This window comes from Nonomuraea aurantiaca (genome assembly GCF_020215705.1).
In the GTDB taxonomy this organism is placed as follows: Bacteria; Actinomycetota; Actinomycetes; order Streptosporangiales; family Streptosporangiaceae; genus Nonomuraea; species Nonomuraea aurantiaca.
This window is the reverse complement of the sequence record NZ_JAIWNB010000002.1, coordinates 465,432-488,176: the sequence shown is the minus strand read 5'-3', so window position 1 is coordinate 488,176 and position 22,745 is coordinate 465,432. Positions and strand designations below refer to the sequence as shown.

At 68.4% G+C, this 22,745-nt stretch carries 25 protein-coding genes; 9 read left to right on the top strand and 16 right to left on the bottom strand.

What is annotated here, in order from left to right:
- Nucleotides 1-47: 47 nt before the first annotated feature.
- The 3 genes from LDL49_RS07810 (at nucleotide 48) to LDL49_RS07800 (ending at nucleotide 1,290) form a co-directional block, all read left to right on the top strand.
- On the top strand, nucleotides 48-389 hold the full coding sequence (locus tag LDL49_RS07810; protein ID WP_225290257.1) for a VOC family protein: 342 nt from the start codon (nucleotides 48-50) through the stop codon (nucleotides 387-389).
- 112 nt (nucleotides 390-501) lie between these two features.
- The gene (locus tag LDL49_RS07805; RefSeq protein ID WP_225290256.1) at nucleotides 502-915 is read left to right on the top strand and encodes a VOC family protein; all 414 of its coding nucleotides are present in this window, start codon (nucleotides 502-504) and stop codon (nucleotides 913-915) included.
- Nucleotides 916-990: 75 nt separating this feature from the next.
- Nucleotides 991-1,290: a YdeI/OmpD-associated family protein gene (locus LDL49_RS07800; protein WP_225290255.1), complete on the top strand. Its 300-nt coding sequence runs from the start codon at nucleotides 991-993 to the stop codon at nucleotides 1,288-1,290.
- 24 nt (nucleotides 1,291-1,314) lie between these two features.
- On the opposite strand, the gene LDL49_RS07795 is transcribed toward LDL49_RS07800, so the two are convergent.
- Both LDL49_RS07795 and LDL49_RS07790 read right to left on the bottom strand, forming a co-directional pair.
- Nucleotides 1,315-1,668, bottom strand: coding sequence for a hypothetical protein (locus LDL49_RS07795; RefSeq protein WP_225290254.1), 354 nt, complete (start codon nucleotides 1,666-1,668; stop codon nucleotides 1,315-1,317).
- A gap of 47 nt (nucleotides 1,669-1,715) precedes the next feature.
- On the bottom strand, nucleotides 1,716-2,315 hold the full coding sequence (locus LDL49_RS07790; protein WP_225290253.1) for a dihydrofolate reductase family protein: 600 nt from the start codon (nucleotides 2,313-2,315) through the stop codon (nucleotides 1,716-1,718).
- A gap of 175 nt (nucleotides 2,316-2,490) precedes the next feature.
- Here LDL49_RS07790 and sigJ point away from each other — a divergent pair, with 175 nt between their 5' ends.
- Together sigJ and LDL49_RS07780 are read left to right on the top strand one after the other, a co-directional pair.
- Nucleotides 2,491-3,387: an RNA polymerase sigma factor SigJ gene (sigJ, locus tag LDL49_RS07785; RefSeq protein WP_225290252.1), complete on the top strand. Its 897-nt coding sequence runs from the start codon at nucleotides 2,491-2,493 to the stop codon at nucleotides 3,385-3,387.
- A complete protein-coding gene (locus LDL49_RS07780) occupies nucleotides 3,384-4,202 on the top strand; it encodes an NAD(P)H-binding protein (RefSeq protein ID WP_225290251.1) in 819 nt (272 codons plus the stop codon). The genes sigJ and LDL49_RS07780 overlap by 4 nt, the downstream gene beginning before the upstream one ends.
- A gap of 6 nt (nucleotides 4,203-4,208) precedes the next feature.
- Here LDL49_RS07780 and LDL49_RS07775 read toward each other — a convergent pair whose 3' ends face one another.
- Nucleotides 4,209-4,985 carry a hypothetical protein gene (locus LDL49_RS07775; protein ID WP_225290250.1) on the bottom strand — a complete coding sequence of 259 codons (777 nt, stop codon included), beginning with the start codon at nucleotides 4,983-4,985 and terminating at the stop codon, nucleotides 4,209-4,211.
- 218 nt (nucleotides 4,986-5,203) lie between these two features.
- Between LDL49_RS07775 and LDL49_RS07770 the strand changes: the two genes are divergently transcribed.
- Nucleotides 5,204-5,875, top strand: coding sequence for a class I SAM-dependent methyltransferase (locus LDL49_RS07770; RefSeq protein ID WP_225290249.1), 672 nt, complete (start codon nucleotides 5,204-5,206; stop codon nucleotides 5,873-5,875).
- 363 nt (nucleotides 5,876-6,238) lie between these two features.
- Here the strand turns inward: LDL49_RS07770 and LDL49_RS58260 are convergent, their stop codons facing one another.
- The 9 genes from LDL49_RS58260 to LDL49_RS07725 all read right to left on the bottom strand — a co-directional run bounded on the left by LDL49_RS58260 (nucleotide 6,239) and on the right by LDL49_RS07725 (nucleotide 14,934).
- Nucleotides 6,239-7,432 carry a right-handed parallel beta-helix repeat-containing protein gene (locus LDL49_RS58260; protein WP_225290248.1) on the bottom strand — a complete coding sequence of 398 codons (1,194 nt, stop codon included), beginning with the start codon at nucleotides 7,430-7,432 and terminating at the stop codon, nucleotides 6,239-6,241.
- Nucleotides 7,433-7,681: 249 nt separating this feature from the next.
- Entirely contained in the window at nucleotides 7,682-8,041 is a 360-nt protein-coding gene (locus tag LDL49_RS07760; protein ID WP_225290247.1) for a hypothetical protein, read from the bottom strand.
- A gap of 145 nt (nucleotides 8,042-8,186) precedes the next feature.
- Nucleotides 8,187-8,462 carry a hypothetical protein gene (locus tag LDL49_RS07755; protein ID WP_225290246.1) on the bottom strand — a complete coding sequence of 92 codons (276 nt, stop codon included), beginning with the start codon at nucleotides 8,460-8,462 and terminating at the stop codon, nucleotides 8,187-8,189.
- A gap of 149 nt (nucleotides 8,463-8,611) precedes the next feature.
- The gene (locus LDL49_RS07750) at nucleotides 8,612-9,139 is read right to left on the bottom strand and encodes a carboxymuconolactone decarboxylase family protein (RefSeq protein WP_225290245.1); all 528 of its coding nucleotides are present in this window, start codon (nucleotides 9,137-9,139) and stop codon (nucleotides 8,612-8,614) included.
- Nucleotides 9,136-10,650, bottom strand: coding sequence for a glycoside hydrolase family 13 protein (locus tag LDL49_RS07745; protein ID WP_225290244.1), 1,515 nt, complete (start codon nucleotides 10,648-10,650; stop codon nucleotides 9,136-9,138). Before LDL49_RS07745 ends, LDL49_RS07750 begins: the two co-directional genes overlap by 4 nt.
- Nucleotides 10,651-10,653: 3 nt before the next feature.
- On the bottom strand, nucleotides 10,654-11,586 hold the full coding sequence (locus tag LDL49_RS07740) for a carbohydrate ABC transporter permease (RefSeq protein WP_225290243.1): 933 nt from the start codon (nucleotides 11,584-11,586) through the stop codon (nucleotides 10,654-10,656).
- Nucleotides 11,583-12,449 carry a carbohydrate ABC transporter permease gene (locus LDL49_RS07735; protein WP_225290242.1) on the bottom strand — a complete coding sequence of 289 codons (867 nt, stop codon included), beginning with the start codon at nucleotides 12,447-12,449 and terminating at the stop codon, nucleotides 11,583-11,585. The genes LDL49_RS07740 and LDL49_RS07735 overlap by 4 nt, the downstream gene beginning before the upstream one ends.
- A gap of 5 nt (nucleotides 12,450-12,454) precedes the next feature.
- A complete protein-coding gene (locus LDL49_RS07730; RefSeq protein ID WP_225290241.1) occupies nucleotides 12,455-13,804 on the bottom strand; it encodes an ABC transporter substrate-binding protein in 1,350 nt (449 codons plus the stop codon).
- 143 nt (nucleotides 13,805-13,947) lie between these two features.
- Nucleotides 13,948-14,934, bottom strand: coding sequence for a LacI family DNA-binding transcriptional regulator (locus LDL49_RS07725; RefSeq protein ID WP_225290240.1), 987 nt, complete (start codon nucleotides 14,932-14,934; stop codon nucleotides 13,948-13,950).
- 238 nt (nucleotides 14,935-15,172) lie between these two features.
- Between LDL49_RS07725 and LDL49_RS07720 the strand changes: the two genes are divergently transcribed.
- Nucleotides 15,173-18,436: a galactose-binding domain-containing protein gene (locus LDL49_RS07720; RefSeq protein WP_225290239.1), complete on the top strand. Its 3,264-nt coding sequence runs from the start codon at nucleotides 15,173-15,175 to the stop codon at nucleotides 18,434-18,436.
- 200 nt (nucleotides 18,437-18,636) lie between these two features.
- Here the strand turns inward: LDL49_RS07720 and LDL49_RS07715 are convergent, their stop codons facing one another.
- Complete coding sequence (locus LDL49_RS07715) at nucleotides 18,637-19,509, bottom strand: sugar kinase (protein ID WP_225290238.1); 873 nt, start codon at nucleotides 19,507-19,509, stop codon at nucleotides 18,637-18,639.
- 191 nt (nucleotides 19,510-19,700) lie between these two features.
- Here LDL49_RS07715 and LDL49_RS07710 point away from each other — a divergent pair, with 191 nt between their 5' ends.
- Both LDL49_RS07710 and LDL49_RS07705 read left to right on the top strand, forming a co-directional pair.
- Complete coding sequence (locus LDL49_RS07710; protein WP_225290237.1) at nucleotides 19,701-20,435, top strand: hypothetical protein; 735 nt, start codon at nucleotides 19,701-19,703, stop codon at nucleotides 20,433-20,435.
- A 133-nt stretch (nucleotides 20,436-20,568) separates the two neighbouring features.
- A complete protein-coding gene (locus tag LDL49_RS07705; RefSeq protein ID WP_225290236.1) occupies nucleotides 20,569-21,276 on the top strand; it encodes a maleylpyruvate isomerase family mycothiol-dependent enzyme in 708 nt (235 codons plus the stop codon).
- Nucleotides 21,277-21,354: 78 nt separating this feature from the next.
- On the opposite strand, the gene LDL49_RS07700 is transcribed toward LDL49_RS07705, so the two are convergent.
- From LDL49_RS07700 to LDL49_RS07690, 3 genes are all read right to left on the bottom strand, one after another.
- On the bottom strand, nucleotides 21,355-21,588 hold the full coding sequence (locus LDL49_RS07700) for a DUF3040 domain-containing protein (RefSeq protein ID WP_225290235.1): 234 nt from the start codon (nucleotides 21,586-21,588) through the stop codon (nucleotides 21,355-21,357).
- 85 nt (nucleotides 21,589-21,673) lie between these two features.
- Nucleotides 21,674-21,919 carry a type B 50S ribosomal protein L31 gene (locus LDL49_RS07695; protein WP_225290234.1) on the bottom strand — a complete coding sequence of 82 codons (246 nt, stop codon included), beginning with the start codon at nucleotides 21,917-21,919 and terminating at the stop codon, nucleotides 21,674-21,676.
- Between the two features lie 28 nt (nucleotides 21,920-21,947).
- Nucleotides 21,948-22,709, bottom strand: coding sequence for an SDR family NAD(P)-dependent oxidoreductase (locus tag LDL49_RS07690; RefSeq protein ID WP_225290233.1), 762 nt, complete (start codon nucleotides 22,707-22,709; stop codon nucleotides 21,948-21,950).
- Nucleotides 22,710-22,745 lie beyond the last annotated feature (36 nt).

Sequence of the window (22,745 nt, the reverse complement as noted above, 5' to 3'; positions counted from 1 at the left end):
CGATCCATACCGTTATTCACAACGGCGACAAGGAGAGCGGAGACATCGTGCCGACCGCGAAGATGATCATCTATCCGGTCAGTGACCTCACCAAGGCCAAGGAAGTATTCACTCCGTTCATCGGGGTCGAGCCCTACGTGGACGAGGTCTACTACGTCGGCTACCGGACCGGCGATCAGGAGATCGGCTTGAACCCCCGCGGGCATCGACAGGGTATGGCGGGACCGGTCTGCTACTGGAAGGTCGAGAACATCCAGCAGACCCTGCGGCGCCTCCTCGCCACCGGGGCCGTTCTGCGGCAGGACGTCACCGACGTCGGCGACGGCCGCCTGGTGGCCACCGTTGCCGATGCCGACGGCAACGACCTCGGCCTCCTGCAGGACCAGTGAGCATCGCGCTCGCGACCAGTTTCACCGGCGAACAAACGCGCCGGGGTGGCATCCCGGGCCCTGCCTGGATGCCCGGCCAGCCACATAACCACCCATGCACAAGGAGTAAGACATGAAGGCACACGTCAGCTCGATCCTTCTTGGCGTCCGGGACATGGACCGGGCCAAGCAGTTCTACACCGAGGGGCTCGGCTGGAAGATCCAGAACGACTACGGCATCTCGGTGTTCTTCGAATCGGACGGCGCCTCGCCCGTCGGCTTCTACGGCCGCGAAGGCCTGGCCGACCAGGTGGGCACGGACCAGGAGGGCAGCGGCTTCAGCGGACTGGTTCTGACCTACGTCGTCCGCAGTGAGACGCGAGTCGACGAGATCATGGCGGAGGCCGAGAAAGCCGGCGCCACGGTTCTCAAGCCCGCCGGCGCTCTGCCGTGGGGCGGGTACGGCGGCACCTTCGCCGACCCGGACGGCTACATCTGGAGTCTCGGCTACAGCGCCCAAGGAACCGACCAGCCCTACGCGGAGTAGCCGCGATCTTTGTCTCACAGCCGTCCGGGACGGCGGGGCGCGTGCCCCTGCCGTCCCGGACGGCTGTGACCCCGGATGCGGGAAGCGGGAGCGGCGATCGGCGACGAGGGCGAGGTCGAACTGGAGCTCGACACCGAGCCGCGCGTCGTTGTCGAGCCAGAGGACTTCGCCCGCGCCCTGGACGAGGACCCCGTCGCCCGCGCCGCGTACGACAATCTTGCGTACAGCCAAGCGCAGGGTCTGGTCGTTGACCCCGGCACGCCCCGCGACCTGCTCAGTGCGCAGGAACGGCTCCTGAATCTCATGCGGCATGCGTGCCCCCGTCAGCCACCACGCCCCGGCCAGCGCCGCCGCCGTCGAAAAGGCCTCTCATGATCGGTCGTCCAGCCACCCGCGGGTTCATGCCGACGGGATAGCCGCCTCGGCCTGCCGCTGGAGTGCGTCCAGCACGTCGACCCGCTGCTCGGGCACCCGAACCTCCAAACACATGGCGCCGTCGGCGATGGTGAGCGTGAAGGTGAAGAAGGAGCAGCAGCCGTTCTCCCGGGCCGCCAGCTCAGCGACCCGGGCCGCGTTCTCCGCTGTGAAGATCAGCTCCAGCCGCAGCCGGGTAGGGTCCGGCCGCTGGATCCCCAGCACGACCTCGGCGAACAACGCGTCGAATTCGGCCACCCGCACCGGCTGCTCGGCGGTGGGCAGTGTGCATGCCGAGGGGACCCACTGCTGGCCAAGGGCTATGTCCTGGAGTGTCATACCTCGACGGTAAACCTGGACCTAAGTACCGGATGCAAGCCTCGCCACTATCGGACCACGCGGTACTTCAGGTGCGTGACCAGACTGGTGCCTGACACCTCGCCAACCGGTTCAAGATTGGTGTCCCCGACGCCGTCGAACAGCCGCTCGCCCCTGCCGAGGATCACCGGCGCAACGTGCAGGCGCAACTCGTCGATCAGACCCGCCGCCAGGTACTGATTCACCGTCAGCGCCCCGCCCGCGATGGCGACGTCGCGGTCGCCGGCGGCCTCGCGGGCCTGGGCCAGAGCCGACTCGATCCCCTCAGTGACGAAGTTGAACGTGGTGCCGCCCTTCATCGGCAACGGCTCGCGCGGGTGGTGGGTGAGGACGAAGACCGGCGCGTGGTACGGCGGCTCGTCGCCCCACCAGCCGCTCCAGTCCATGTCCCAGGCGTCCCGGCCGGGGCCGAACATGTTGCGGCCCATGATGAAGGCCCCCGCCGCCGTGATGCCCTCGATCACCGCCGCGTGCGCCTCGGGCTCGTCGAACATCCAGATGTGCAGGCGCTGCTCAGCGCCCTCGCCGAGCGGCTTCTCCAGGCTCTGGTTCGGTCCCGCTACGAAGCCGTCGACGGACATCGCGATGTCACAGGTGACCTTGCTCATCTCACTACCTCCCACGCTTCCGGCGCTCGTTTGGCGCCGCACACTGGGAAGTCGGAGCCGCGCGCCTGTTCTTTACATGCTCCAGTGAGATGCGGGTCACATTTACCAGGATCTCGTCACACTCCTGGGTGCGGTGCCGCTCTCAGTTGGTGACCCTGGAACGTGGGAGGAGCGCATGGTGAACGAGCAGGCGACCAGCGTCTTCACCGGCCATCGCGAGCTGCTGTTCTCGATCGTCTACAACATGCTGGGCAGCGTCGCCGACACCGAGGATGTGCTGCAGGAGACCTGGCTGGCCTGGGTGCCCAGGAGCGAGGCGGGTGAGGAGATCGTCAATCCGCGCGCGTACCTGGTGCGGATCGCCGTCAACCGGGCACTGGCCCGGCAGGAGAGCATCAGCCGGCGCCGGGAGGACTACGTCGGCCCCTGGTTGCCCGAGCCGCTCATCACCCAGGAGCCCGAGGTCGTGGATCCGGCGGTGCGGGCCGAGTCGGTGTCGATGGCGCTGCTCGTGGTGCTGGAGACGCTCACCCCGCTGGAACGGGCGGTGTTCGTCCTGAACGAGGTCTTCGGGTACGCCCACACCGAGATCGCCGGCATCCTGAACCGCAGCCCGTCGGCGATCCGCCAGCTCGCTCATCGCGCCCGCGAGCACGTGCACGCCCGCCGCCCCCGCTACCAGGCCGACCCGCGGGTCCGGCAGGAGGTGACGGAGCGGTTCATCGCGGCCGTGGCCGGCGGCGACCTCGACGCCCTCATGCGGGTCCTGGCGCCGGACGTGATCATGTGGGCCGACGGCGGCGGCAAGGCACGGGCCGCCGGGCTAAGGCCGCTCCACGGGCGGGACAAGATCGCCCGCTTGATCGTCGGAAACGCGACCCGGCATCCTGTCACGGATCTCAACATCCGCTTCCGGACCGTCAACGGCGATCCGTCGGCGCTGCTGCTGTCCGGTGACACCACGTTCGCGGTCATCGTCCTCGACTTGGTCCCCGACGGGACTCAGGTATGCGGCATCTACGCCGTGACCAATCCCGACAAACTCTCCCATCTGGAAAGAGGCACCGCATGATTCTGGTATCCGGAGCCACCGGCAACGTCGGCCGTCCGCTCGTCGCCGAGCTGGCCGCCAAGGGTGTGAAGGTACGCGCCCTGACCCGTACCCCCGAGACGGCCCGCTTCCCTGAGGGCGTCGAGGCTTGCGACAGCGCGCGGCCCGACTTCGACGGCGTGACCGCCCTCGTACTGAACATCTCGGGCGGCTCCGTCGCCCTGCCGGCGGCGGCAAAGGCGGCCGGGGTACGGCGGGTCGTCACCGTCTCGGCCCTGGTCGTCGCCGAGGAGGAGAACCCCGAGGAGGGCGGCAACGCGGCGATCCACCGGGAGCTGGAGACGGCGGTGGAGGCCGCCGTCCCGGAATGGACGCATCTGCGCCCCGGCGCCTTCGCCGCGAACTCCTTGCGCTGGACGCCCCAGCTCCAGGCTGGAGACGTGGTCCGCGGACCGTACGCCCAGGCCCGTACCTCGCCGATCCACGAGGCGGACATCGCCGCAGTCGCCGTACGGGCGCTGCTCGGGGACGAACTGCTGGGGCAGGCGCCCACGCTGACCGGGCCGCAGGGGCTGTCCTTCGCCGAGCAGGTGGAGATCATCGGCTCGGTGGTGGGCCGGCCGCTGCGGTACGAGGAGATCAGCCCGGACATGGCCAAGCAGGCGATGATGGCGCACGGGGTGCGCGAGGAGCAGGCCGACTCCTTGCTGAGCTATTTCGCGGACAGCATCGGGAAGCCCGTACCGATCACCGACCAGGTGGAGCGGATCCTCGGCCGCCCCCCGCGCACCTACGCCGACTGGGTCGCCGACCACGCCGCCGCCTTCCGGCGGTGACCTGGGCTACCTGCCGGTCTTCGTGGACCAGAGCGGCGTCCTGCCGTCGTAGAGGACGACATTGCCGTCGTCCTGCACCTCGAGTCGCGCCCCGGGGTTCTTGCCGGTCTCGGAGTTCCACAGCGGCGTCTTGCCCAGGTAGACGACTAGATTTCCGTCTTTCTGCATCTGGGTGACGGCCCCGGGATTGCCGCCCGTCTTGGAGCTCCACAGGGCCCGGCGGGCGCGGTAGAGCACCAGGTTGCCGTCCTCCTGCTGGACGAGCTGGTAGTCGCCGTTGCGGGAGCGGACGTACTGGTTGGGCTTGAGCGCGTAGCCCGGGGCGAGCACGCTGATCGTGGCATGGCGGTTCCACACCGGCGTCTTGCCGTCGTAGATCACCAGGTTGCCGTCGTCCTGCACCGCGAGGCGGGCGCCTGGGCTGTCTCCGGTGTTGGACGCCCACAGGGGCGTCCTCCCCCGGTAGACCACCAGGTTGCCGTCGCTCTGCATGGCGGCGAACGCGCCGGGGCTGTCGCCGGTCTGGCTGCTCCACAGCGGCGTGCTGCCCCGGTACAGCACCAGATTGCCGTCCTCCTGCTGCTGCAGGAGGTAGTCGCCGCCGGATGAGCGTACGGAGTCGCCGGCCTGCAACGTCTGACCGGGGTTCAGCCACGTGGTACGGCCGACGCTCACCACCGCCGTGGCGCGCTCCGCTTCAGCCCAGGCCACTGGTGAGACCGAGGCCACGGCCATCGTGCTCGCCAGCGCCAGCGCACCGACGTACATCGACGTCCTTCTCATTCTGTTCCCCCATGAGTGTGGATGATCAAGCCAGAAGGACGCTATCCAGCCATGGTCGGCGATCGACTCATTTCGAAATGCCTGGAACTTTCGCCAAGTCGTCCGCGCCGGGGTCGGTGATCGCGGCTCGCTGGTCCGGCCGCTTGACTCTCTTCATAATGCGAGTATAACTCTAGAGCGTGACGCTAGAGTTCAACTCTAATTAATAGGAACAGACGATGGACCAGCCCAGCACTACCCAGAAGCCCGACCCGGACCTGATCACGACGCCGCGCGACAAGAAGGAAGAGGAGTCCGTCCACCGCGCGCTGGAGGGCTACTACCGCGTCGGCAAGCCGCCGTGGGACACCGGCGTGACGCCGCCCGAGCTGGTCGCCCTGGTGGAGGGGCACGGCGCGCTGCCGCCCGGCCGCGCCCTCGAACTCGGCTGCGGCACCGGGACCAATGCCACCTACCTCGCACGACACGGCTGGGACGTGACGGCCGTCGACCTGATCGACAGCGCTGTCGATCAGGCCAGGCAGAAGACCGAGGCGGCGAGTGTGGCGGTACGCCTCCTGCACGGAGACGCCACCCGCCTCGACGAGCTGGACGTGCCCGGCCCCTTCGACCTGTTCTTCGACCTGAGCTGCTACTGCGGGATCCCGCTGCACCGCCGCGACGCCTACGCCACCGGGCTCACCCATCGCGCCGCTCCCGGAGCACGGTTGCTGATGTTCGGGTACGGCCCCGAGCCGCTCGGCAATCCGACCACCGAGCTCACGTCGTGGGCGGCGGGCGTCACAGCCGACGAACTCCGCGCCAGGTTCCCCGGCTGGGCGCTACTCGACGTCACACCGGGCACCAACTCGGTGCCGACCTTCTGGTTCACGCTGCGCCGCGACGCCTAGCGATCTTTCTACAGGTTCGCGGCAAGTTTCACGCGCCCGAGCCGGCCCTGCTCGTCCTCGGCATCCCGAGGCCCGTGGCAGGGCCGGCTCGGCCGGTCGCGCGCGATGAACGCGTGGCGACGTCGGTGGTCGTCCCGCTCGCGTTCGCTTCGTCACAGCGCTCCGATCACCATGGCGATCAGGATCAGGGTGACGAGAGTGAAGCGGAGGACTGTGGAGAGCGCCGGGCGCGTGCTTCTCATGCGGGGCTCCGCCCCGACATTCTTCCTGAATGCGAACGACTGGCACACGTCATGCGTCAACCATAAGTTGACGGGCACGATGGCGTCAACCTTGCGTTGACGCTAGACGGTCGCTCCCGCGTCAGTAACCGCTGGTGAGTCGTACGCCTGAGCCGATCGAGCGTGGGATGCCGACGTTGTCGACCAGGTTGCCGGTCGACGCGATGGACAATCCGTTCCCTCTGCCCCTCCTGAACAGCATGCCGGTCTCCCGCCTGGTGCCGTGGCCGAGGATGGTGTTGCCCGTCACGGTGGCGTGTCCGGTGCCGTAGTTCACGGCGTCGAGGGCCAGGTAGACGAAGGAGGCGTCCTGCTGCGGGGCGGCCGCCCGACCGGCTTGGCGGGTGTTCGCGGGCTGGGTCACGGCGGGTCGGGGCCCGAATTTGTGGATGCGGTTGTTGGAGAGCGTGGTCCCGGCTTCGCCCTGGAGGTCGCAGCGGATGCCGTAATAGGTCTGCCTGGGGGTGGCCTTCGTGCCGAAGTCCTCGATGTAGTTGTTGCGGATCGAGGTGCCGAAGCAGCGGTGGGCGTCGATGGCGTGCTTCGGCGTCGCGTACAGATGCAGGTCGCTGAACGTCCACCCGGCCGAGTTCTCCGCTTCGACGCCGCTCTCGCCGCTGAAGCCGATCCACGAGCGCTGGAACGTCCAGTCGGTCACGGCGTTGCCGGGATCCACCACCTTGAGGCCGGAGCCGCCCGACCGCTCGATGTAGACGTCGCTGATCACGCTGTTGACCATGGTGTTGCGGAGTTTCGTGCCGTTCTTGGAGGGGTTGCTGACGCGGATGCCGTCACTGGGGGCGCCGAGAATGTCCACGTCATAGATCCGGCTGTCCCATGAGCGCAGCATCAGGCCCACGGTGCCGGTGTTGTGGTCGCGGTTGCCGTCCAGCGTCAGCCGCTCGATGCGTACGGGGTCGGAGCTGTACGCCTGGTCGGTGACCCAGGACTCCGAGGCCAGCATGGCGGGCAGGTTCGCGCCGTCGGCCTGCTTGATCACCGTTCCGGCCTTGGCGTCGCCCCGGTACGTCCGGCGGCCGCGCAGGCTGATGGTCCTGTTGATCAGGCACGGCCCCTTGAACACGACCTCGTCGCCCTCCTTGGAGGCGTCGATGGCGGCCTGGATGGTCCTGGCGTCGGCGGCCGTGTTGGCGCAGGTGGCGTTCACCCTTGCGGCTATGGCCGGGGCCAGCGGCTGGATCACCACCGCGCTGCCGGAGGCGGCCAGCGTCAGGGCGATGGCCCCCGCGGTCTGGCGTGGGCGAGGTTTAGGCACGTGCAATCCCCTTCCGGGTATTCCGGAAATGACCTGAGGACCGCGGCGTGTGAACGTCCCCCGACGCCCCTGCGGTCTCCGGTGCCGAGCCTCATGGATGCTCTCCGATCCGCTCGGTGGACTCCCCGTGCCTGCCCGAAACTTGGTGCCTAGCCGAATGGTTCCAGTGACTCTCCGGTGGTTTCCCGTCGTTCCAGTGGTTCTGGTCACGCCCCGGCCCGCGCCTGGCGCATGGCCGGGCGCGGGTGGTCAGCGGGGTGAGGGTGCGAGGCGGATGGTCGCCGAGTTCTGGGTGATCGACAGCACTCGTACGGTGAGCGCGCCGACCGAGCCGTTGCCGCCGGCGCTCAGCGTCGTGGACGAAGAGACGCCGGACCCCGTGCCCTGGACCTTTACCGCGAAGCCGACCCGCGTGATCGACAGCGTGGTGAAGCCGAGACTGCTGGAGACGGGGAAGCTCACCGGCTTGGTGACGGTGATCTTGCACCTTCCGTCGAAGCACTCGCTGACGTCGTGCGTCTTCCCCGCCGCGGTCGCGGTCGAAGCCGCGGCGACGGGCGTGCCGGAGACGACGACGGCGGCGGCGAGCGCCAGGCAGGTTGTGGCCATCCGATGCATGGTGTCCCTTTCGGTGGTCTCCGTCAGATCAAGCGACCTGATGTGACTGATCAGCTACCAAGGGTAGTGACGCGAAGAACGCCGAGACGCGGAAGACACGCAGCTGGAGTGCCAGGGTGGTGCGACAGCCGTCGGATCAGCGTGGGGCGAGGCGGATGGTCGCCGACTTCTGGGTGACCGACACCCTCACGGACAGGTTGTTGATCGTCCCCCGGCCGCCCGAGCCGAGCACCACTGTCGAGGAGACGCCGGGCCCCGTGCCCCGCACCTTCACCATGCCGGAACCGACTCGCGCGATGGACAGCCGGGTGAAGCCGTACCGGCTGGAGATGCGGAATTTCACCGCCTTGGTGATCGTGATCTTGCACTTCCCGTCGAAGCACGCGCGTACGTTCGGCGGCTTCGCGGCCACAGCCGCAGTCGGAGCGGCAGCCGATGCCGGAGCGGCGAAGATGGGGACCGCGGTTATGGCGGCGAAAGCGAGCGTTAGGCAGGTTGTGGCCGTTCGATGCATGTTGTCCCTTTCGTTGATCTCAACATACGGCTCGGACGGCTGACGGCCTAGACGCGGAAGACGCGCAGTTGGAGTGCCAGCGTGGTGTAGTAGCCGACCAACGTGGTCAGCTCGAACACCACCCGCTCCCCTAGCCGCGCGTACTCCGCGTCGTCGAGGTCGGCCCGCGCCACCAGCGCCCTGGTGACGCCGAGCACCGCGGCCTCCTCCGGATCCGGCAGGTCCAGCGGCGCGCCGGTGCGCAGCGCCGCGAGCTCGTCGTCGGTCAGGCCGAGCTCGCGCCCGATCTCCTCGTGTATCCGCTGCTCGAAGGCGCTGTCGCAGTGGCCGGCCACGACCAGGATCGCAATCTCCCTGGCCCGGGCGCTCAGCACGGAGCGGTAGCGGATCGCCGCGCCGAGCTCCTGCAGCGCGTCGCCCACCGGCGGGCTGAGCAGCATCGCGTTGAACGGGCCGATCAGCCCGCCCGCGTCGTCGAGCATGGCGTTGCCCCGTGGGCCCGCGATGATCTTCTCGTAGAGGGCCAGGGCGTCGGCGTCGAGGTGGGCCGGTGGCTTGGACGGCAGGCGTTTCACGCTGGCGATGTTAGCCAGACGGTCGTGTCGGACGGCAGGGCGCCGTCCTCCAGGGGTCCGCTGGTCAGCAGCACCCGGCCCGGCGGCAGCGGTACGGGAGCGGTGCCGAGGTTGGACACGCAGGTCAGGCCGGACTCCCGGGTGAAGGCCAGGACGTCTGCCCCCATCGTGAGCCACTTGAGCGTGCCGTCGCCGAGGAGGTCACGGCGGTGGGCGAGCGCGGTGCGGTAGAGGTTGAGCATCGAGCCGAGGTCGGCCGACTGGGCCTCGGCCGTGACCTTGCGCCAGCTCTCGGGCTGCGGCAGCCAGGTATGAAGACCGCCGAAGCCGAACGGCGGCTCGTCGCCCGCCCACGGGAGCGGCACCCGGCAGCCGTCCCTGCCCCGGTTGGTGCCGCCCGAGCGGTGGTACATGGGGTCCTGGCGCTGGTCGTCGGGCAGGTCCTCGACCTCCGGCAGGCCGAGCTCCTCGCCCTGGTAGACGTACACGCTGCCAGGCAGCGCCATGGCCAGCAGGGCCGCCGCCCTGGCCCGGCGGTGGCCGAGCTCCGGGTCGGAGGGCACGCCGTGCAGGCGCCCGCCGTGGGCGAACGTCGTGTCCGCCCGGCCGTACCTGGTCACCGGGCGGGTGACGTCGTGGTTGGACAGGACCCAGGTCGGCGGGGCGCCGACCGGCGCGTGCGTGGTCAGCGTGAGGTCGATGACCCGGCGCAGCTCGGCGGGCTCCCATGGGCAGGACAGGAAGTCGAAGTTGAAGGCGGTGTGCAGCTCGTCGGGGCGCAGGTAGCGGGTGAAGCGTTCCTGGTCGGGCAGCCACACCTCACCGATCAGCACCCGATCGCCGTACTCGTCGGCGACCTCGCGCCAGCGCCGGTAGACCTCATGCACCTCGTCGAGATCCTCGTACGAGGTGTCCGACTTGAACAGCAGGGCCGCCGAGTCGATCCGGAAGCCGTCGACGCCGCGCTCGAACCAGAAGCGCAGCACGTCCTCGAACTCGCGATGGACCTCCGGATTGTCCCAGTTGAAATCCGGCTGTTCTGGAGCGAAGAGGTGCAGGTACCACTGCCCGTCGGCGACCTGCGTCCAGGCGGGCCCGCCGAAGATCGACTGCCAGTCGTTCGGCTCGTCGCGGAACCAGAACCGGTCCCTGGCCCCGCGGTCGGCCAGCGCCTCCTGGAACCAGGCGTTCGCCGTGGAGCTGTGGTTCGGCACCACGTCGATGATGACCTTGATGCCGAGCTCGTGCGCCTCCTCGATGAACGTCTCCGCCTCGGCCAGCGTGCCGAACACCGGCTCGATGCCCCGGTAGTCGGCCACGTCGTAGCCGCCGTCGGCCATCGGCGACGGGTACCACGGGTTCAGCCAGATGGCGTCGATGCCGAGATCCTTCAGGTACGGCAGGCGTGAGCGCAGCCCGGCGAGGTCGCCGATGCCGTCACCGTTGCCGTCGGCGAAGCTGCGCAGGTAGACCTGGTAGATCGCGGCCCCCCGCCACCACGTTTGCGACATGCGCTATCCCTTTATGCTCCCGGCGGTGAGGCCCGCCATGATGTGCCGTTGGAAGATGAAGAAAACGATGATCATCGGGATGCTGGAGATGACCAGGCCGCCCATGATCTGGTTCTGGCTCACCGCGCCCGCGGTCTGCGACAGGCCCACGCTGACCGTCATGTTCTCGCTGTCGGTCATGACCAGCAGCGGGAGCAGGAAGTCCTTGAAGGCGGTGACGATGGTGAAGATGGAGACCACGCCGAGGATCGGCCTGGAGATCGGCAGGATCACCGACCACAGGACCCGCAGCGGTCCGGCGCCGTCGATCTGGGCCGCCTCGACCAGTTCCCTCGGGATGGAGTCGAAGAAGCGCTTGAGCAGGAAGATGTTGAAGCCGTTCGCCGCCGCGGGGAACCACAGGCCCCAGGCGTTGTTCAGCAGGTGCAGGTCGACGATCGTGACGTACAGCGGGATGATCACCACCATCGGCGGGATCATCAGCGTGGCCAGCATCGCGCCCAGCACCACGTTGCCGAACATCGGCCGGAGCTTCGACAGCGCGTACGCCGCCGCGACGTCCACGGCCATGGAGAACAGCCAGGCGCCCAGCGCGTAGAACGCGGTGTTCTTCAGCAGTACGCCGATGTCGAACAGGTCCCACGCCTCGATGAAGGCGTCGAACGTCGGGTGGGCGGGGAACAGGGTCGGCGGCATCTGGGCGATCTCCTCGCCCGTCTTCATGGCGCCGGTGATCATCCAGTAGAGCGGGAAGACGAAGACCAGGGTGGAGCCGGTGACGACCGCGATCAGGACGGTCCAGTAGATGCGCCTGCCCCACCTGCTGTTGAGCTGGTGCGGCGAGACGATGGTACGAAACCGGACCTCGATGCGCTTCGGCGCTCTCTTCTCCCGCCGCGTCCCGGTAGTCGATGCCCGGGCGCCGACGGAGATCATGCCTTGTCCTCCCTGGTCAGGCGCAGCTGGAAGGCGGCGAAGACGAGGAGCACGATCATCAGCATCATGCCGAGCGCGCCGCCCGCGCCGTAGTCCTGGAGCGTGAACGCGAACTGGTACATCTGGAAGGCGACGGTCATCGTGGCGTCCTCCGGGCCGCCGCCGGTGAGCATGTACGGCTCGATGAACACCTGCATCGTGGCCACGACCTGCAGCATCAGCATGAGCAGCAGGATCAGCCGGGTCTGCGGGATGGTGACGTGCCTGATCCGCTTGAAGATGCCGGCCCCGTCGAGCTCGGCCGCCTCGTACAGCTCGGGGGGGATGTTCTGCAGCGCGGCCAGGTAGATCAACGTCGCGCTGCCCATGTTCATCCATGTCGCGACGATGACCAGGGAGATCAGCGCCGTCGACGAGGAGTCGAGCCAGGCCAGCGCCGGCAGGTGGAAGAAGCCGAGCAGCTGGTTGAACAGCCCGGGCCCGGGATCGAAGAACCACCTGAACAGCAGCACCGCCACGATCGGCGGCAGCATGACCGGCAGGTAGACCACGAACCGCAGGTAGGCCCGGGCGTGGCGCAACTCGTTGAGCACCAGTGCCATGACGAACGGCACGGCATAGCCGCAGAGCAGGGCGAGTGCCGTGAACTCCACGGTGTTCAGCCACGCCTTGCCGAACGCCGGGTTCTGGACGACGGTCAGGAAGTTGTCCAGTCCCACCCAGGTGGGCGGGTTGACCAGGGTGGTCTTCTGGAAGCTGAGGGCGAACTCCCTGATCATCGGATACCACGCGAACACCGCGAAGCACGCCAGCGCCGCGCACAGGAACCCGTAGGCCGTCAGATTGCGCCTGAGGACACGCATCCAGGTCAGCCCTTGGTCGCCAGCATCGAGTTGGCCTTGGTCTCGGCGTCGGAGAGCAGGCTGTCGATGTTGGCGTCCTGGCGGCTGAGCACGCCCGACATGGCCACGTCGAGGATGGCGTACAGCTCCTGGGCGTGCACCGGCTCGGCCTTCGGCGGGATGGTGGCCGCGGCGTCCACGTACGGCTGGTAGTTCGCGACCGGCAGCGTGGCGTTCGCCGTGCGGTCCTGCTTGATCGCCTTGCCGGTGGCCGAGTCGCCGTAGACGTCGTTGTCGGGCACGCCTACCGGGTTGCCGAGCGCTTTGCCGCGGGCGAAGTCGAACCGGCCCTTGCCCGCGGTGTTGAAGCGGAAGTCGACCCACTCCAGTCCCGCCTTGGCCTCGGCGGGGGTGGCCTTCGGGTTGATCATGTACGCCTCGCCGCCGCTCAGCGACGCCTTGGCCTCGGGGAAGCCGGTGATGCCGTAGTCGGCGACGCTGCCCTTGAACTTGTTGACGACGTCGGTGACCACGTCGGGCGCGCCGAGCATCATGCCGACCTTGCCGCTGCCCATCGCCATCATCAGCGACTCCCAGCCGACCAGGAGCTTGTTGCCCATGCTGTTGTCGACCCAGCGCATGTCGTGCAGGTTCTGCAGCACGGCCTTGCCCTCGGGCGAGTTGAACGCGGCCTTCTTGCCGTCGTCGGTCACCATGCTGCCGCCGCGGCCGTAGATGGCCTGGGTGAAGTGCCAGCCGCCGGTGTTGCCGCCGGAGTACTCGCCGTAGCCGACGTATCCGGCGCCGAGCCCGGCGATCTTCTTGGCCGCCTCGCGGACCTCGGCCCACGTCTTGGGCGGCGTGTTCGGGTCGAGCCCGGCCTTGGTGAACAGCGCGCGGTTGTAGACCAGGCCCACGCCGTAGTGCACGTTCGGCACGCCGTACACCTTGCCGTCCTTGGTGACCAGCTGCCTGACGTCGGGGCGCAGGTCGTTCCAGTTCTTGATCTCACTGGTGTACGGGGTGATGTCGAGCGCCTGGCCCTGGCCGATCACGTCGTTGTAGTTCGTCACGGGCACCACGAAGACGGTCTCCATCTGGCCGCCCGCCAGCTTGGGCCCGAACGTCTTGGGGTCGTAACACGGCTGCTGGTCGGTGCTCTTCACCGTCACGCCGGGGTGCGCCTTCATGAACGTGGCCACGTCGTCGTCCCAAGCCTGCCGCTCCTTGGGCGCGGACTTCGCCGGCTGGCAGGCCACCGTGATCGACACCGGGGCGGCTCCGCCCGCTGACGACTTGGCGGGCTCGCCCGAACCACAGGCCGTGGCGGACAGGCCGAGAACGGTGACGACTAACAGTCCTGTGGATCTCTGCATGGGCTGACCCTTCTAATGCGAGGTGCCCACACCATAGGTTCGCCGACCGATCTCCGCAATATTGCGACTGTGTATTGCAAGATAACGACTGGATTACGGCAGGTCGCGTTCAGCGACCTGCCGCAGGCTGCGGGGTTCAGCGCCTATGCCTTGCGTGCCGTGGACGCCCGTACGACCAGCTCCGGCTCGAACAGCAGCTCGTCGGCGGGGACCACGGCCTTGTCGATCTGGGCCACCAGCAGGTCCACGGCGGCCCGGCCCATCGCGTCGATCGGCTGGCGGACCGTGGTCAGGGGCGGGTCGGTGCAGTTCATCAGCGCCGAGTCGTCGAAGCCGATGACCGACACGTCGGCCGGCACGGTCAGCCCCGCGCGCCGGGCGGCCCGGACCGTGCCGAGCGCGAGCAGGTCGCTGGCGCAGATGACGCCGCTCACGCCGCGCCTGACCAGCCGCGCGGCCGCCGCGTGCCCGCCCTCCAGCGAGAACATCGTGTGCTCGACCAGCTCGGGATCGCCGCCCCCCGCGAGGAAGGTCTCCAGCTTGCGCCGCGACGGCATGTGGTCCTTCGGCCCGAGCACCATGCCGACGCGCTCGTGACCGAGCGCCCGCAGGTGGGCCAGGGCCATCTCGGCGGCCACGATGTCGTCGCAGGACACCTGCGGGAAGTCGAGATGGGCGACGGCCGCGTTGACCAGGACCGTGGGCAGCTTGCGCTCGTGCAGCAGCGCGTAATGGGCGTGCGAGGCGTCGGCCTGCGCGTAGTGACCCCCGGCGAAGACCACGCCGCTGACCTGCTGCTGGAGCAGCAGATCGACGTAGTCGGCCTCGGAGACGCCGCCGACCGTCCTGGTGCAGAGCACCGAGGTGAAGCCCTGCTGGGCCAGCGCGCCGCCGACCACCTCGGCGAACGCGGGGAAGATGGGGTTCTGCAGCTCGGGCAGCACCAGGCCGACCAGCCGGGCCCGGTCGCCGCGCAGCTGGGTGGGGCGCTCGTAGCCGAGGACGTCGAGCGCGGTCAGCACGGCCTCGCGGGTCGCCTCGGACACCCCGGGCTTGCCGTTGAGCACGCGGCTCACGGTCGCCTCGCTCACCCCGACCTTCTTGGCCACCTCTGCGAGTCGTCGTGTCATGCGCAAACTATAAGGCCGATCACGCAAGGGCTTGCAACCGCTTACGTGGATCCGACGTCTGCTGCTTGCGGCCGGTCGCCCCCGATATTTGGCCGCGCCTAACGCTCTGACCAGCCGTCCCGGTCGGCAGGAGGTCTCACTAGTCAGTCAATTCTTTGCGAAATCTCGTCGAAATATTGCTGCCATCTGCTGGACATCTTATGGTTCGGCCATCGTCTTCCTCGAAGGGCCATCCCCCATGAGAGCTGTCCTAGCCGCCCTTGCGTTAGTCATCGGAGTCCTGGCCGCCCCCGCGTGGGCGGCCGACACCAACCTCTCCGCCGGCAAGACCGCCGCCGCGAGCAGCTTCACCGACGTCTATCCCGCCCCCAACGTCACCGACGGCAACCAGGCGACCTACTGGGAGTCGGCCAACAACGCCTTCCCGCAGTGGGTGCAGGTGGACCTCGGCTCGGCCGCCACCGTGAACCAGCTGACGCTCAAGCTCCCGAGCGGCTGGCCCAGCCGTACGCAGACGCTCACCGTGCTGGGCAGCGCGAACGGGACGAGCTTCAGCACCATCAAGGCCGCGGCCACCTACACCTTCAACCCCACGGCGACGATCCCCGTCAGCGCCTCCGGCACGCGCTACGTCCGCCTCCAGATCACCGCCAACAGCGCCTGGCCCGCCGGTCAGCTCTCCGAGTTCGAGGTGTACGGCCAGGCAGGCGGCGAAGATCCCGGTAACGGGACGAACCTGGCCACCGGCAAGCCGATCACCGAGTCATCGCACACCCACACCTACGTGGCGGCCAACGCCAACGACGGCAACGTCCAGACGTACTGGGAAAGCGCCGCCTACCCCAGCACGCTGACCGTGCAGCTCGGCGCGGACGCCGACCTCACCTCCATCGTGCTCAAGCTCAACCCCGACCCCGCCTGGGCCAGGCGGACGCAGACCATCCAGGTGCTCGGCCGTGAGCAGAGCGCCACCGGCCTGTCGAGCCTGGTGGCGCAGGCCGTCTACACCTTCGACCCGGCCACCGGGAACTCCGTGACGATCCCGGTGACAGCGAAGGTCGCGGACGTGCAGCTCAAGATCACCGCGAACTCGGGGGCGCCCGGCGGGCAGATCGCCGAGCTCCAGGTCTTCGGCACCCCGTCGGCCAACCCCGACCTCACGGTCAGCGGGCTGACCTCGTCGCCAGCGGCTCCGGTCGAGACCGACGCGGTCACGCTGTCGGCCACCGTGAAGAACGCCGGCACCGCCCCCTCCGCCGCGACCTCCGTCACCTTCTACCTGGGCACCGCCAAGGCGGGCACCGCGAACGTGGGCGCCCTGGCCGCCGGGGCCTCGGCCACCGTGTCGAGCGCCATCGGCACCCGGGACGCAGGCACCTACCAGGTGAGCGCCAAGGTCGACGAGGACGGCAAGGTCATCGAGCTGAACGAGGGCAACAACACGGCCACCGCCTCACTGACCGTGAAGCCGGTCGACACCGCCGACCTGGTCGCGGCGCCGGTTACCTGGACGCCGGGCAATCCCGGCCAGGGCGACACCGTGACGTTCTCGGTGGGGATCAAGAACCAGGGCACCGTCGCCTCCAGCGGCGGCTCCCACAGCATCACGCTGACCGTCGCCGACGAGTCCGGCACGGTCGTCAAGACGCTGACCGGCGCCACCAGCGGCGCGATCGCCCCGGGCGCCACCGCCGGACCGGCCGGGCTCGGCACCTGGACCGCCGCCAACGGCAGGTACACGGTCAAGGTGGTGCTGGCCGACGACGCCAACGAGCTGCCGGTCAAGCGGGCCAACAACACCAGCACGCAACAGCTGTTCGTCGGGCGCGGCGCGCACATGCCGTACGACACCTATGAGGCGGAGGACGCGGCCATCGGCGGCGGCGCCACCCGCATCGGCCCGAACAGGACCGTCGGCGACCTGGCCGGCGAGGCGTCCGGACGGCGGGCGGTGACGCTGGGCACGAACGGCTCCTACGTCGAGTTCACCACCAGAGCGGCCACGAACACGCTGGTCACCAGGTTCTCCATCCCGGACGCGGCGGGCGGCGGCGGGACCAGCTCGACGCTGAACGTCTACCTCGACGGCACCTTCCTCAAGACGATCGACCTGACCTCCCGCTACGCCTGGCTCTACGGCCCCGAGGCGAGCCCCGGCAACTCCCCCGGCTCCGGGGCGCCGAGGCACATCTACGACGAGGCCAACCTGCTGCTCGGCACCACGGTCCAGGCGGGACACAAGATCAAGCTGCAGAAGGACGCGGCCAACGGCTCCACGTACACGATCGACTTCGTCGACCTGGAGCAGGTGACGCAGATCCCGAACCCGGACCCGGCGCACTATGCCGTACCGGCCGGTTTCACCCACCAGGACGTGCAGAACGCGCTCGACAAGGCGCGCCAGGACAGCACGCTCGTCGGCGTCTACCTGCCTGCGGGCGACTACCAGACGGCCAGTAAGTTCCAGGTGTACGGCAAGGCGGTCAAGGTCGTCGGGGCCGGGCCGTGGTTCACCAGGTTCGTCTCACCGTCGGGCCAGGACAACACCGACACCGGCTTCCGCGCGGACGCCACGGCCAACGGGTCGACGTTCGCGAACTTCGCCTCCTTCGGCAACTACACCTCGCGTAACGACGGCCCCGGCAAGGTCTTCGACCTGGCCGGGGTGGCGAACATGGTGATCGACAACATCTGGGTGGAGCACCAGATGTGCCTGCTCTGGGGGACCAACACCGACAACATGACGATCAAGAACTCGCGCATCCGCGACACGTTCGCGGACGGCATCAACATGACCAACGGCAGCACCGGCAACCTGGTCACGAACATCGAGGCCCGCTCGACGGGCGACGACAGCTTCGCGCTGTTCTCGGCCATCGACATCAACAACGGCGAGCAGCGGGACAACGTCTTCGAGAACCTGACCTCGCTGCTCACCTGGCGGGCCGCTGGTGTGGCGGTCTATGGCGGGTACGCCAACACGTTCCGGAACATCTACGTCGCCGACACGCTGGTCTACTCGGGCGTCACGATCAGCTCGCTGGACTTCGGCATCCAGATGCTCGGCTTCGGGGCCAGCCCGCCCACGAGCTTCGAGAACATCTCGCTGGTCAGGGCCGGCGGGCATTTCTGGGGGCAGCAGACGTTCCCGGCGATGTGGGTGTTCTCCGCTTCCAAGGTGTTCCAGGGGATCAGGGTCAGCAACCTGGACATCGTCGATCCGACCTACCACGGGATCATGTTCCAGACGAACTATGTGGGCAACCAGCCGCAGAACCCGGTCAAGGACACGATATTCACGAACGTGTCGATCAGTGGGGCTCAGAGGAGTGGTGACGCCTTCGACGCCAAGTCCGGCTTCGGGGTCTGGGCCAACGAGCTGCCTGAGCCGGATCAGGGGCCGGCTGTGGGGGCGGTGACGTTCAACAATCTGAGGTTCGGCAACAACGCGCAGAACATCAAGAACACGACGTCTACCTTCACGATCACGGTCAACCCCTGACAAACCGGGGATCCGCCACGCGACCGTCTCGATCCGTGTGACGGTCGCGTGGTGGCGGGGTCCGTTGGAGAGACCCCCTTCGGGGGAGGAAGAAGACGGCCCGTCGTGGCAGAAGCCCTAGAGAGGGACACCCCTCGGGGGGAGGTCGTGGCAGAGGCCCCTAGGGAGGGACACCTCCTCGGGGGAGAACGGGTGCCGTGCTAGATGTCGGCCCGGGTGGGGAGGCCCTGCCAGTCGCTGGCGCTGGTCACCGCGGCGGCGCTCAGGAGCGTCCCGCGGTGCAGGCGCTCCGGTGGGGTCAGCCCGTCCAGGGCCGCGCTGATGTAGCCGGCCACGAAGGCGTCGCCCGCGCCCGCGGTGTCCACGATCGGCACCTGCAGGCCGGGCGCGTCGTAACGCATGCGGTCCGCCCGTACGCTCGCGCCCTTCAGGCCGCGGTTCACCACGACCTCGCGCTCCGGCGTGAGCGCGGGCTTGACGAGGTCGAGCTCGTCCTGGCCGAGGAAGAGCAGGTGGGAGGCGCAGGCCAGCTCCCCCAGCACCTCCTCCGCCTCGCGTACCGACGGCCAGAGCTCCGGTACGTAGTCGACGGCGAAGGAGATGGCCACCTCGGCGGTCTTGGCCGCGCTCACGGCCGTGCGGACCGCCTCCAGGGTGTCCCTGCCGAGCCCCGCCGTCAGGCCGGTGACGTGCAGCATCTTCGCGGAGCCGATCCGGTCGATGGGTACGTTGCCGGGCTTCAGGCTCGTACCGGCCGATCCGCTGCGGTAGTGCGTGAGGCGCTGCTCGCGGCCCACGCGCGCCTCCCTGAGCAGCAGGCCGGTGTGCGCGCCCTCGATGACCCTGACATCCGCCGCGTCGACGCCCTCGCCTCTCAGGACGCTGAGAACCCTGGCGCCCAGCTCGTCGTTGCCGACCTTGCCCAGGTAGGCGGCCTTATGCCCGAGCCGGGACAGGGCGATGGCGAGGTTGAACTCCGGGCCGGTGACGTCCAACCGGGCTTCGGTCTCATGACGTACCCGGCCACTGGACACGACCCCCAGCGCCTCGCCGAGCGTGTAGACGTCGGTCATGCGGCCGACTGTAGCCGGTCAGGGGATCACAAATCGGATTTTTTGGTAACGGTCCTGGTCAAGACCGTGATCAAAGATTTTCTGTAACTTTAGCGAACTTTTCCCCCATCTTGTGCCTCAAAGTAGTAGAGGAGGTTGGCTATCCCGAGCCGGCCTCAGCAAAACGGGGAACGAGAGGAATCAGCACCCTCATGAAGAACATCGCTATAGGACTCGTCTCTGCCCTTGTGGGCGGGACCCTCCTGATCTCGGGCGCCGGGGCCGCGTCGGCTACGACGAAGGCTCCGACCGTCGACATCAGGGACATTTCACCGAACCCGGTCGTGGTAAGGGCCGGCAGCGAGACGGAGGCCTTCTTCAAGGTCGACGCCAGCTCGGACGTCGACAGCGTCCGCCTCAGTGTGGAGCCGGTCGACCCGCGCTTCCGCACCCTGCGGGCCAAGGACGTCAACAAGGTCGAGAGCTGGCGCTTCTCCGTCCCGTTCAACGAGAACGACCAGGACGGCAAGTGGAAGGCCGTAGCCGAGGGCGTCAAGGACGGCAAGGTCGTCGACACCGACACCGCGTTCTTCGCCGTCGAGATCCAGAAGGGCAAGGCGGAGACGCGCATCTCGCGCTTCAGCGCCGACCCGTCGAAGGTCCGTAAGGGCAGGACCATCTGGTTCTCCGGTCGTCTCCAGGTCAACGACGACGACCGCTGGAAGGGCGTCCGCGGTGAGCGGGTCAGCATCTTCTACAAGGCCAACGGCTCCAGCGGCTGGAAGTGGGTCGCCTCCGACCGCACCGGCTGGAACGGCAAGATCGAGGCCCAGACGCGCGCCTACAAGAGCGGCGTATTCAAGGCCGTGTACGCGGGCGACGACGAGCTCGAGGGCGCCACGAGCGGCACCGACTACGTGCGGGTCGTCCCGCGCTGGTTCCGCTGAGCGCGGCTAGTTAGGCACATCTGAGCGGAAGCCCGGTCCCCATGTGGGGGCCGGGCTTCCGTCTTGTCCGGAGCTTGACCCTTCTGCGCCGCGCCTTTCGTGAGAGACGACAGCCGACGGGTAGCTTCGAGGTATGGCTGATGATCTGTTGAAAGAGTTCGATCCGTTCGACAGTTTCGACGCGGAGGCGGCCAGGCTCGACCGCTTCTTCGGCGGTCTCGACGACGCCGGCTGGGCGCGGCCGTCGCGCTGCGAGGGGTGGTCCGTCCGTGATGTCCTGGGCCATCTGGCGGGTGAGGAGCTCTACAACCACGCCTGCCTCGACGGCAACGTGCAGGACCTGCTGGCCCGCCTGGCCAGGGAGGGCGTCAACGGCTTCCACGACTTCAACGAGTGGAGCGTACGACAGCGCCGGGACATACCCGTCGAACAGGTGCTGGCCGAATGGCGGACCGAGAACGCCGACACCCGGCGCCGCATGCGGGAGCTCGGCCGGGACGCCTCGCTCGACACGATGGCCGGCCCGTACCCGGTGGGATTGCAGGCGTTCCACTACGACTCCGAGTACGCCACGCACGCCGACGACGTCGGCGCGCCGGTGACGGCGGAGGAGGCTGAGGAGCGGACCCGCTGGCGGGTGGCGGTGGGCCGGTTCGCCCTGTCGGAGCAGGAGGCGGAGGTCCGGGTGGAGCAGACGGCCGGGGATCAGGTCGTGGTACGCACGGACGGGTTGAGCGCGACGCTGTCGCCGACGGAGTTCGTCGAGGCCACGGTGGGGCGGCTGCCGGCCGGGCACGATCTCGACCCGCGGATCGCCTCGGCACTGAGGTGCCTGGCCTGAGCGTTCGAGGGGCCTGGCTTGAGGGGCCGGGCCTGAGTGATGCCTGGCTTGAGGGGCCGGGCTGACCGGCGCGTTCGCTCAGGCGGTGATGACGGCCAGCACGAGCAGCAGCACGGCGATCACCCCGAGCAACGCGATCAGCCAGATGTGCGCCCCTGCCCACGACTGCATGCGCTCCCGGTACGCCCCCGCGTCCGACCCTGTCTCGATCTTGTTGATTGCGGCTACCCGCCGCGCCATGTCGGGGTCCTCCAGCTCAAGTGCCTGCTCGATTTCCCCGAGGATGCGGCGTTCCCTTCCGGATAGACTCATTCTGACCACCATCACTCCACGCCGGTGAAAGCCATGTACCCACTAGTAACCGGCACATGCGGGCTTCCACCGGCGGAAGTAGCGATCAGACCTTGCCGTAACGCTGCTTGAAGCGCTCGACGCGACCGGCGGTGTCGAGGACCCGTCCGCGCCCCGTGTAGAAGGGGTGGCTCGCCGAGGAGACGTCGACGTCGACAACCGGGTAGGTGTGGCCGTCCGCCCACTCGACGGTCCTGTCACTCGTCAGGGTCGAGCGGGTGAGGAAGGCGAACCCGACGCTCGGGTCGCGGAAGACGACGGGCTGGTACGAGGGGTGCAGGTTCTTTCTCATGCCCTCTGCAACCGTACGACAATGGTTTTCATTCCCTGGATTCGGGATCGAGTCCGAGTGCCGCGCGGCCGCCGTCCACCGGGAGGGTCGCGCCGGTGACGAAGGCGGCGCCGTCCGAGAGGAGGTACGCCACCGCGTCGGCCACCTCGTCCGCGCCCGCGACCCTGCCGAGGGGGTGCAACCTGGCCATCTCCGCCTCGATTACCGCCGCTGTCTCGGGCGGCTGAGCGGCCAGGAACTCGGCGTACCTCTCCGTCGCCACCGAACCGGGCGCCACCGCGTTGACCCGGATGCCGCGCCTGCCGTACTCGACGGCTAACGCCCTGGTCAGGCCCTCGATGGCGGCCTTCGCGGTGGAGTACGGCAGGCTGCCGGGCACCGCCCTGCGCGCCTGGTGGGAGGTGATGTTGACGATCGCGCCGGCCGTACCGGACCGGAGGAAGCGCCGCACGGCGGTGACGCAGCCGACCACGGCGAGGTCCAGGTTGACGGCGATCAGGGCGCGGATCTCCGCGGTCGTGGCGGTGTGCACGGAGGCGTCCCTGAAGACGGCGGCGTTGTTCACCCAGCCGGACAGCCTGCCCGCGGCCTGGGCGAGGTCGGCGGCCTGCTCGGTGACCGTCTCGTCCGCCGCGTCGCCGACGACCGGGATCACCCGGGGGCCCGCCCAGTCCAGCGCGGCGGCGTCGCGTTCGACGGCGACCACGGTGGCCTCGTCCTTGAGCAGCCGTTCGACCACGGCCCGGCCGATGCCCCGGCCGCCACCGGTGACGACATAGGTGCGATTCATGTCACAGTGTCCATAGCTTGATGAACGGGAACGAAA

What these genes read in the sequence shown, in the direction of transcription:
- LDL49_RS07805 (WP_225290256.1), top strand. Translation starts at nt 502, where the DNA reads ATGAAGGCACACGTCAGCTCGATCCTTCTTGGCGTCCGGGACATGGAC.
- LDL49_RS07800 (WP_225290255.1), top strand. Translation starts at nt 991, where the DNA reads ATGCGGGAAGCGGGAGCGGCGATCGGCGACGAGGGCGAGGTCGAACTG.
- LDL49_RS07795 (WP_225290254.1), bottom strand. Translation starts at nt 1,668, where the DNA reads ATGACACTCCAGGACATAGCCCTTGGCCAGCAGTGGGTCCCCTCGGCA.
- LDL49_RS07790 (WP_225290253.1), bottom strand. Translation starts at nt 2,315, where the DNA reads ATGAGCAAGGTCACCTGTGACATCGCGATGTCCGTCGACGGCTTCGTA.
- sigJ (WP_225290252.1), top strand. Translation starts at nt 2,491, where the DNA reads ATGGTGAACGAGCAGGCGACCAGCGTCTTCACCGGCCATCGCGAGCTG.
- LDL49_RS07780 (WP_225290251.1), top strand. Translation starts at nt 3,384, where the DNA reads ATGATTCTGGTATCCGGAGCCACCGGCAACGTCGGCCGTCCGCTCGTC.
- LDL49_RS07775 (WP_225290250.1), bottom strand. Translation starts at nt 4,985, where the DNA reads ATGAGAAGGACGTCGATGTACGTCGGTGCGCTGGCGCTGGCGAGCACG.
- LDL49_RS07770 (WP_225290249.1), top strand. Translation starts at nt 5,204, where the DNA reads ATGGACCAGCCCAGCACTACCCAGAAGCCCGACCCGGACCTGATCACG.
- LDL49_RS07760 (WP_225290247.1), bottom strand. Translation starts at nt 8,041, where the DNA reads ATGGCCACAACCTGCCTGGCGCTCGCCGCCGCCGTCGTCGTCTCCGGC.
- LDL49_RS07745 (WP_225290244.1), bottom strand. Translation starts at nt 10,650, where the DNA reads ATGTCGCAAACGTGGTGGCGGGGGGCCGCGATCTACCAGGTCTACCTG.
- LDL49_RS07740 (WP_225290243.1), bottom strand. Translation starts at nt 11,586, where the DNA reads ATGATCTCCGTCGGCGCCCGGGCATCGACTACCGGGACGCGGCGGGAG.
- LDL49_RS07735 (WP_225290242.1), bottom strand. Translation starts at nt 12,449, where the DNA reads ATGCGTGTCCTCAGGCGCAATCTGACGGCCTACGGGTTCCTGTGCGCG.
- LDL49_RS07730 (WP_225290241.1), bottom strand. Translation starts at nt 13,804, where the DNA reads ATGCAGAGATCCACAGGACTGTTAGTCGTCACCGTTCTCGGCCTGTCC.
- LDL49_RS07725 (WP_225290240.1), bottom strand. Translation starts at nt 14,934, where the DNA reads ATGACACGACGACTCGCAGAGGTGGCCAAGAAGGTCGGGGTGAGCGAG.
- LDL49_RS07720 (WP_225290239.1), top strand. Translation starts at nt 15,173, where the DNA reads ATGAGAGCTGTCCTAGCCGCCCTTGCGTTAGTCATCGGAGTCCTGGCC.
- LDL49_RS07715 (WP_225290238.1), bottom strand. Translation starts at nt 19,509, where the DNA reads ATGACCGACGTCTACACGCTCGGCGAGGCGCTGGGGGTCGTGTCCAGT.
- LDL49_RS07710 (WP_225290237.1), top strand. Translation starts at nt 19,701, where the DNA reads ATGAAGAACATCGCTATAGGACTCGTCTCTGCCCTTGTGGGCGGGACC.
- LDL49_RS07705 (WP_225290236.1), top strand. Translation starts at nt 20,569, where the DNA reads ATGGCTGATGATCTGTTGAAAGAGTTCGATCCGTTCGACAGTTTCGAC.
- LDL49_RS07700 (WP_225290235.1), bottom strand. Translation starts at nt 21,588, where the DNA reads ATGAGTCTATCCGGAAGGGAACGCCGCATCCTCGGGGAAATCGAGCAG.
- LDL49_RS07695 (WP_225290234.1), bottom strand. Translation starts at nt 21,919, where the DNA reads ATGAGAAAGAACCTGCACCCCTCGTACCAGCCCGTCGTCTTCCGCGAC.
- LDL49_RS07690 (WP_225290233.1), bottom strand. Translation starts at nt 22,709, where the DNA reads ATGAATCGCACCTATGTCGTCACCGGTGGCGGCCGGGGCATCGGCCGG.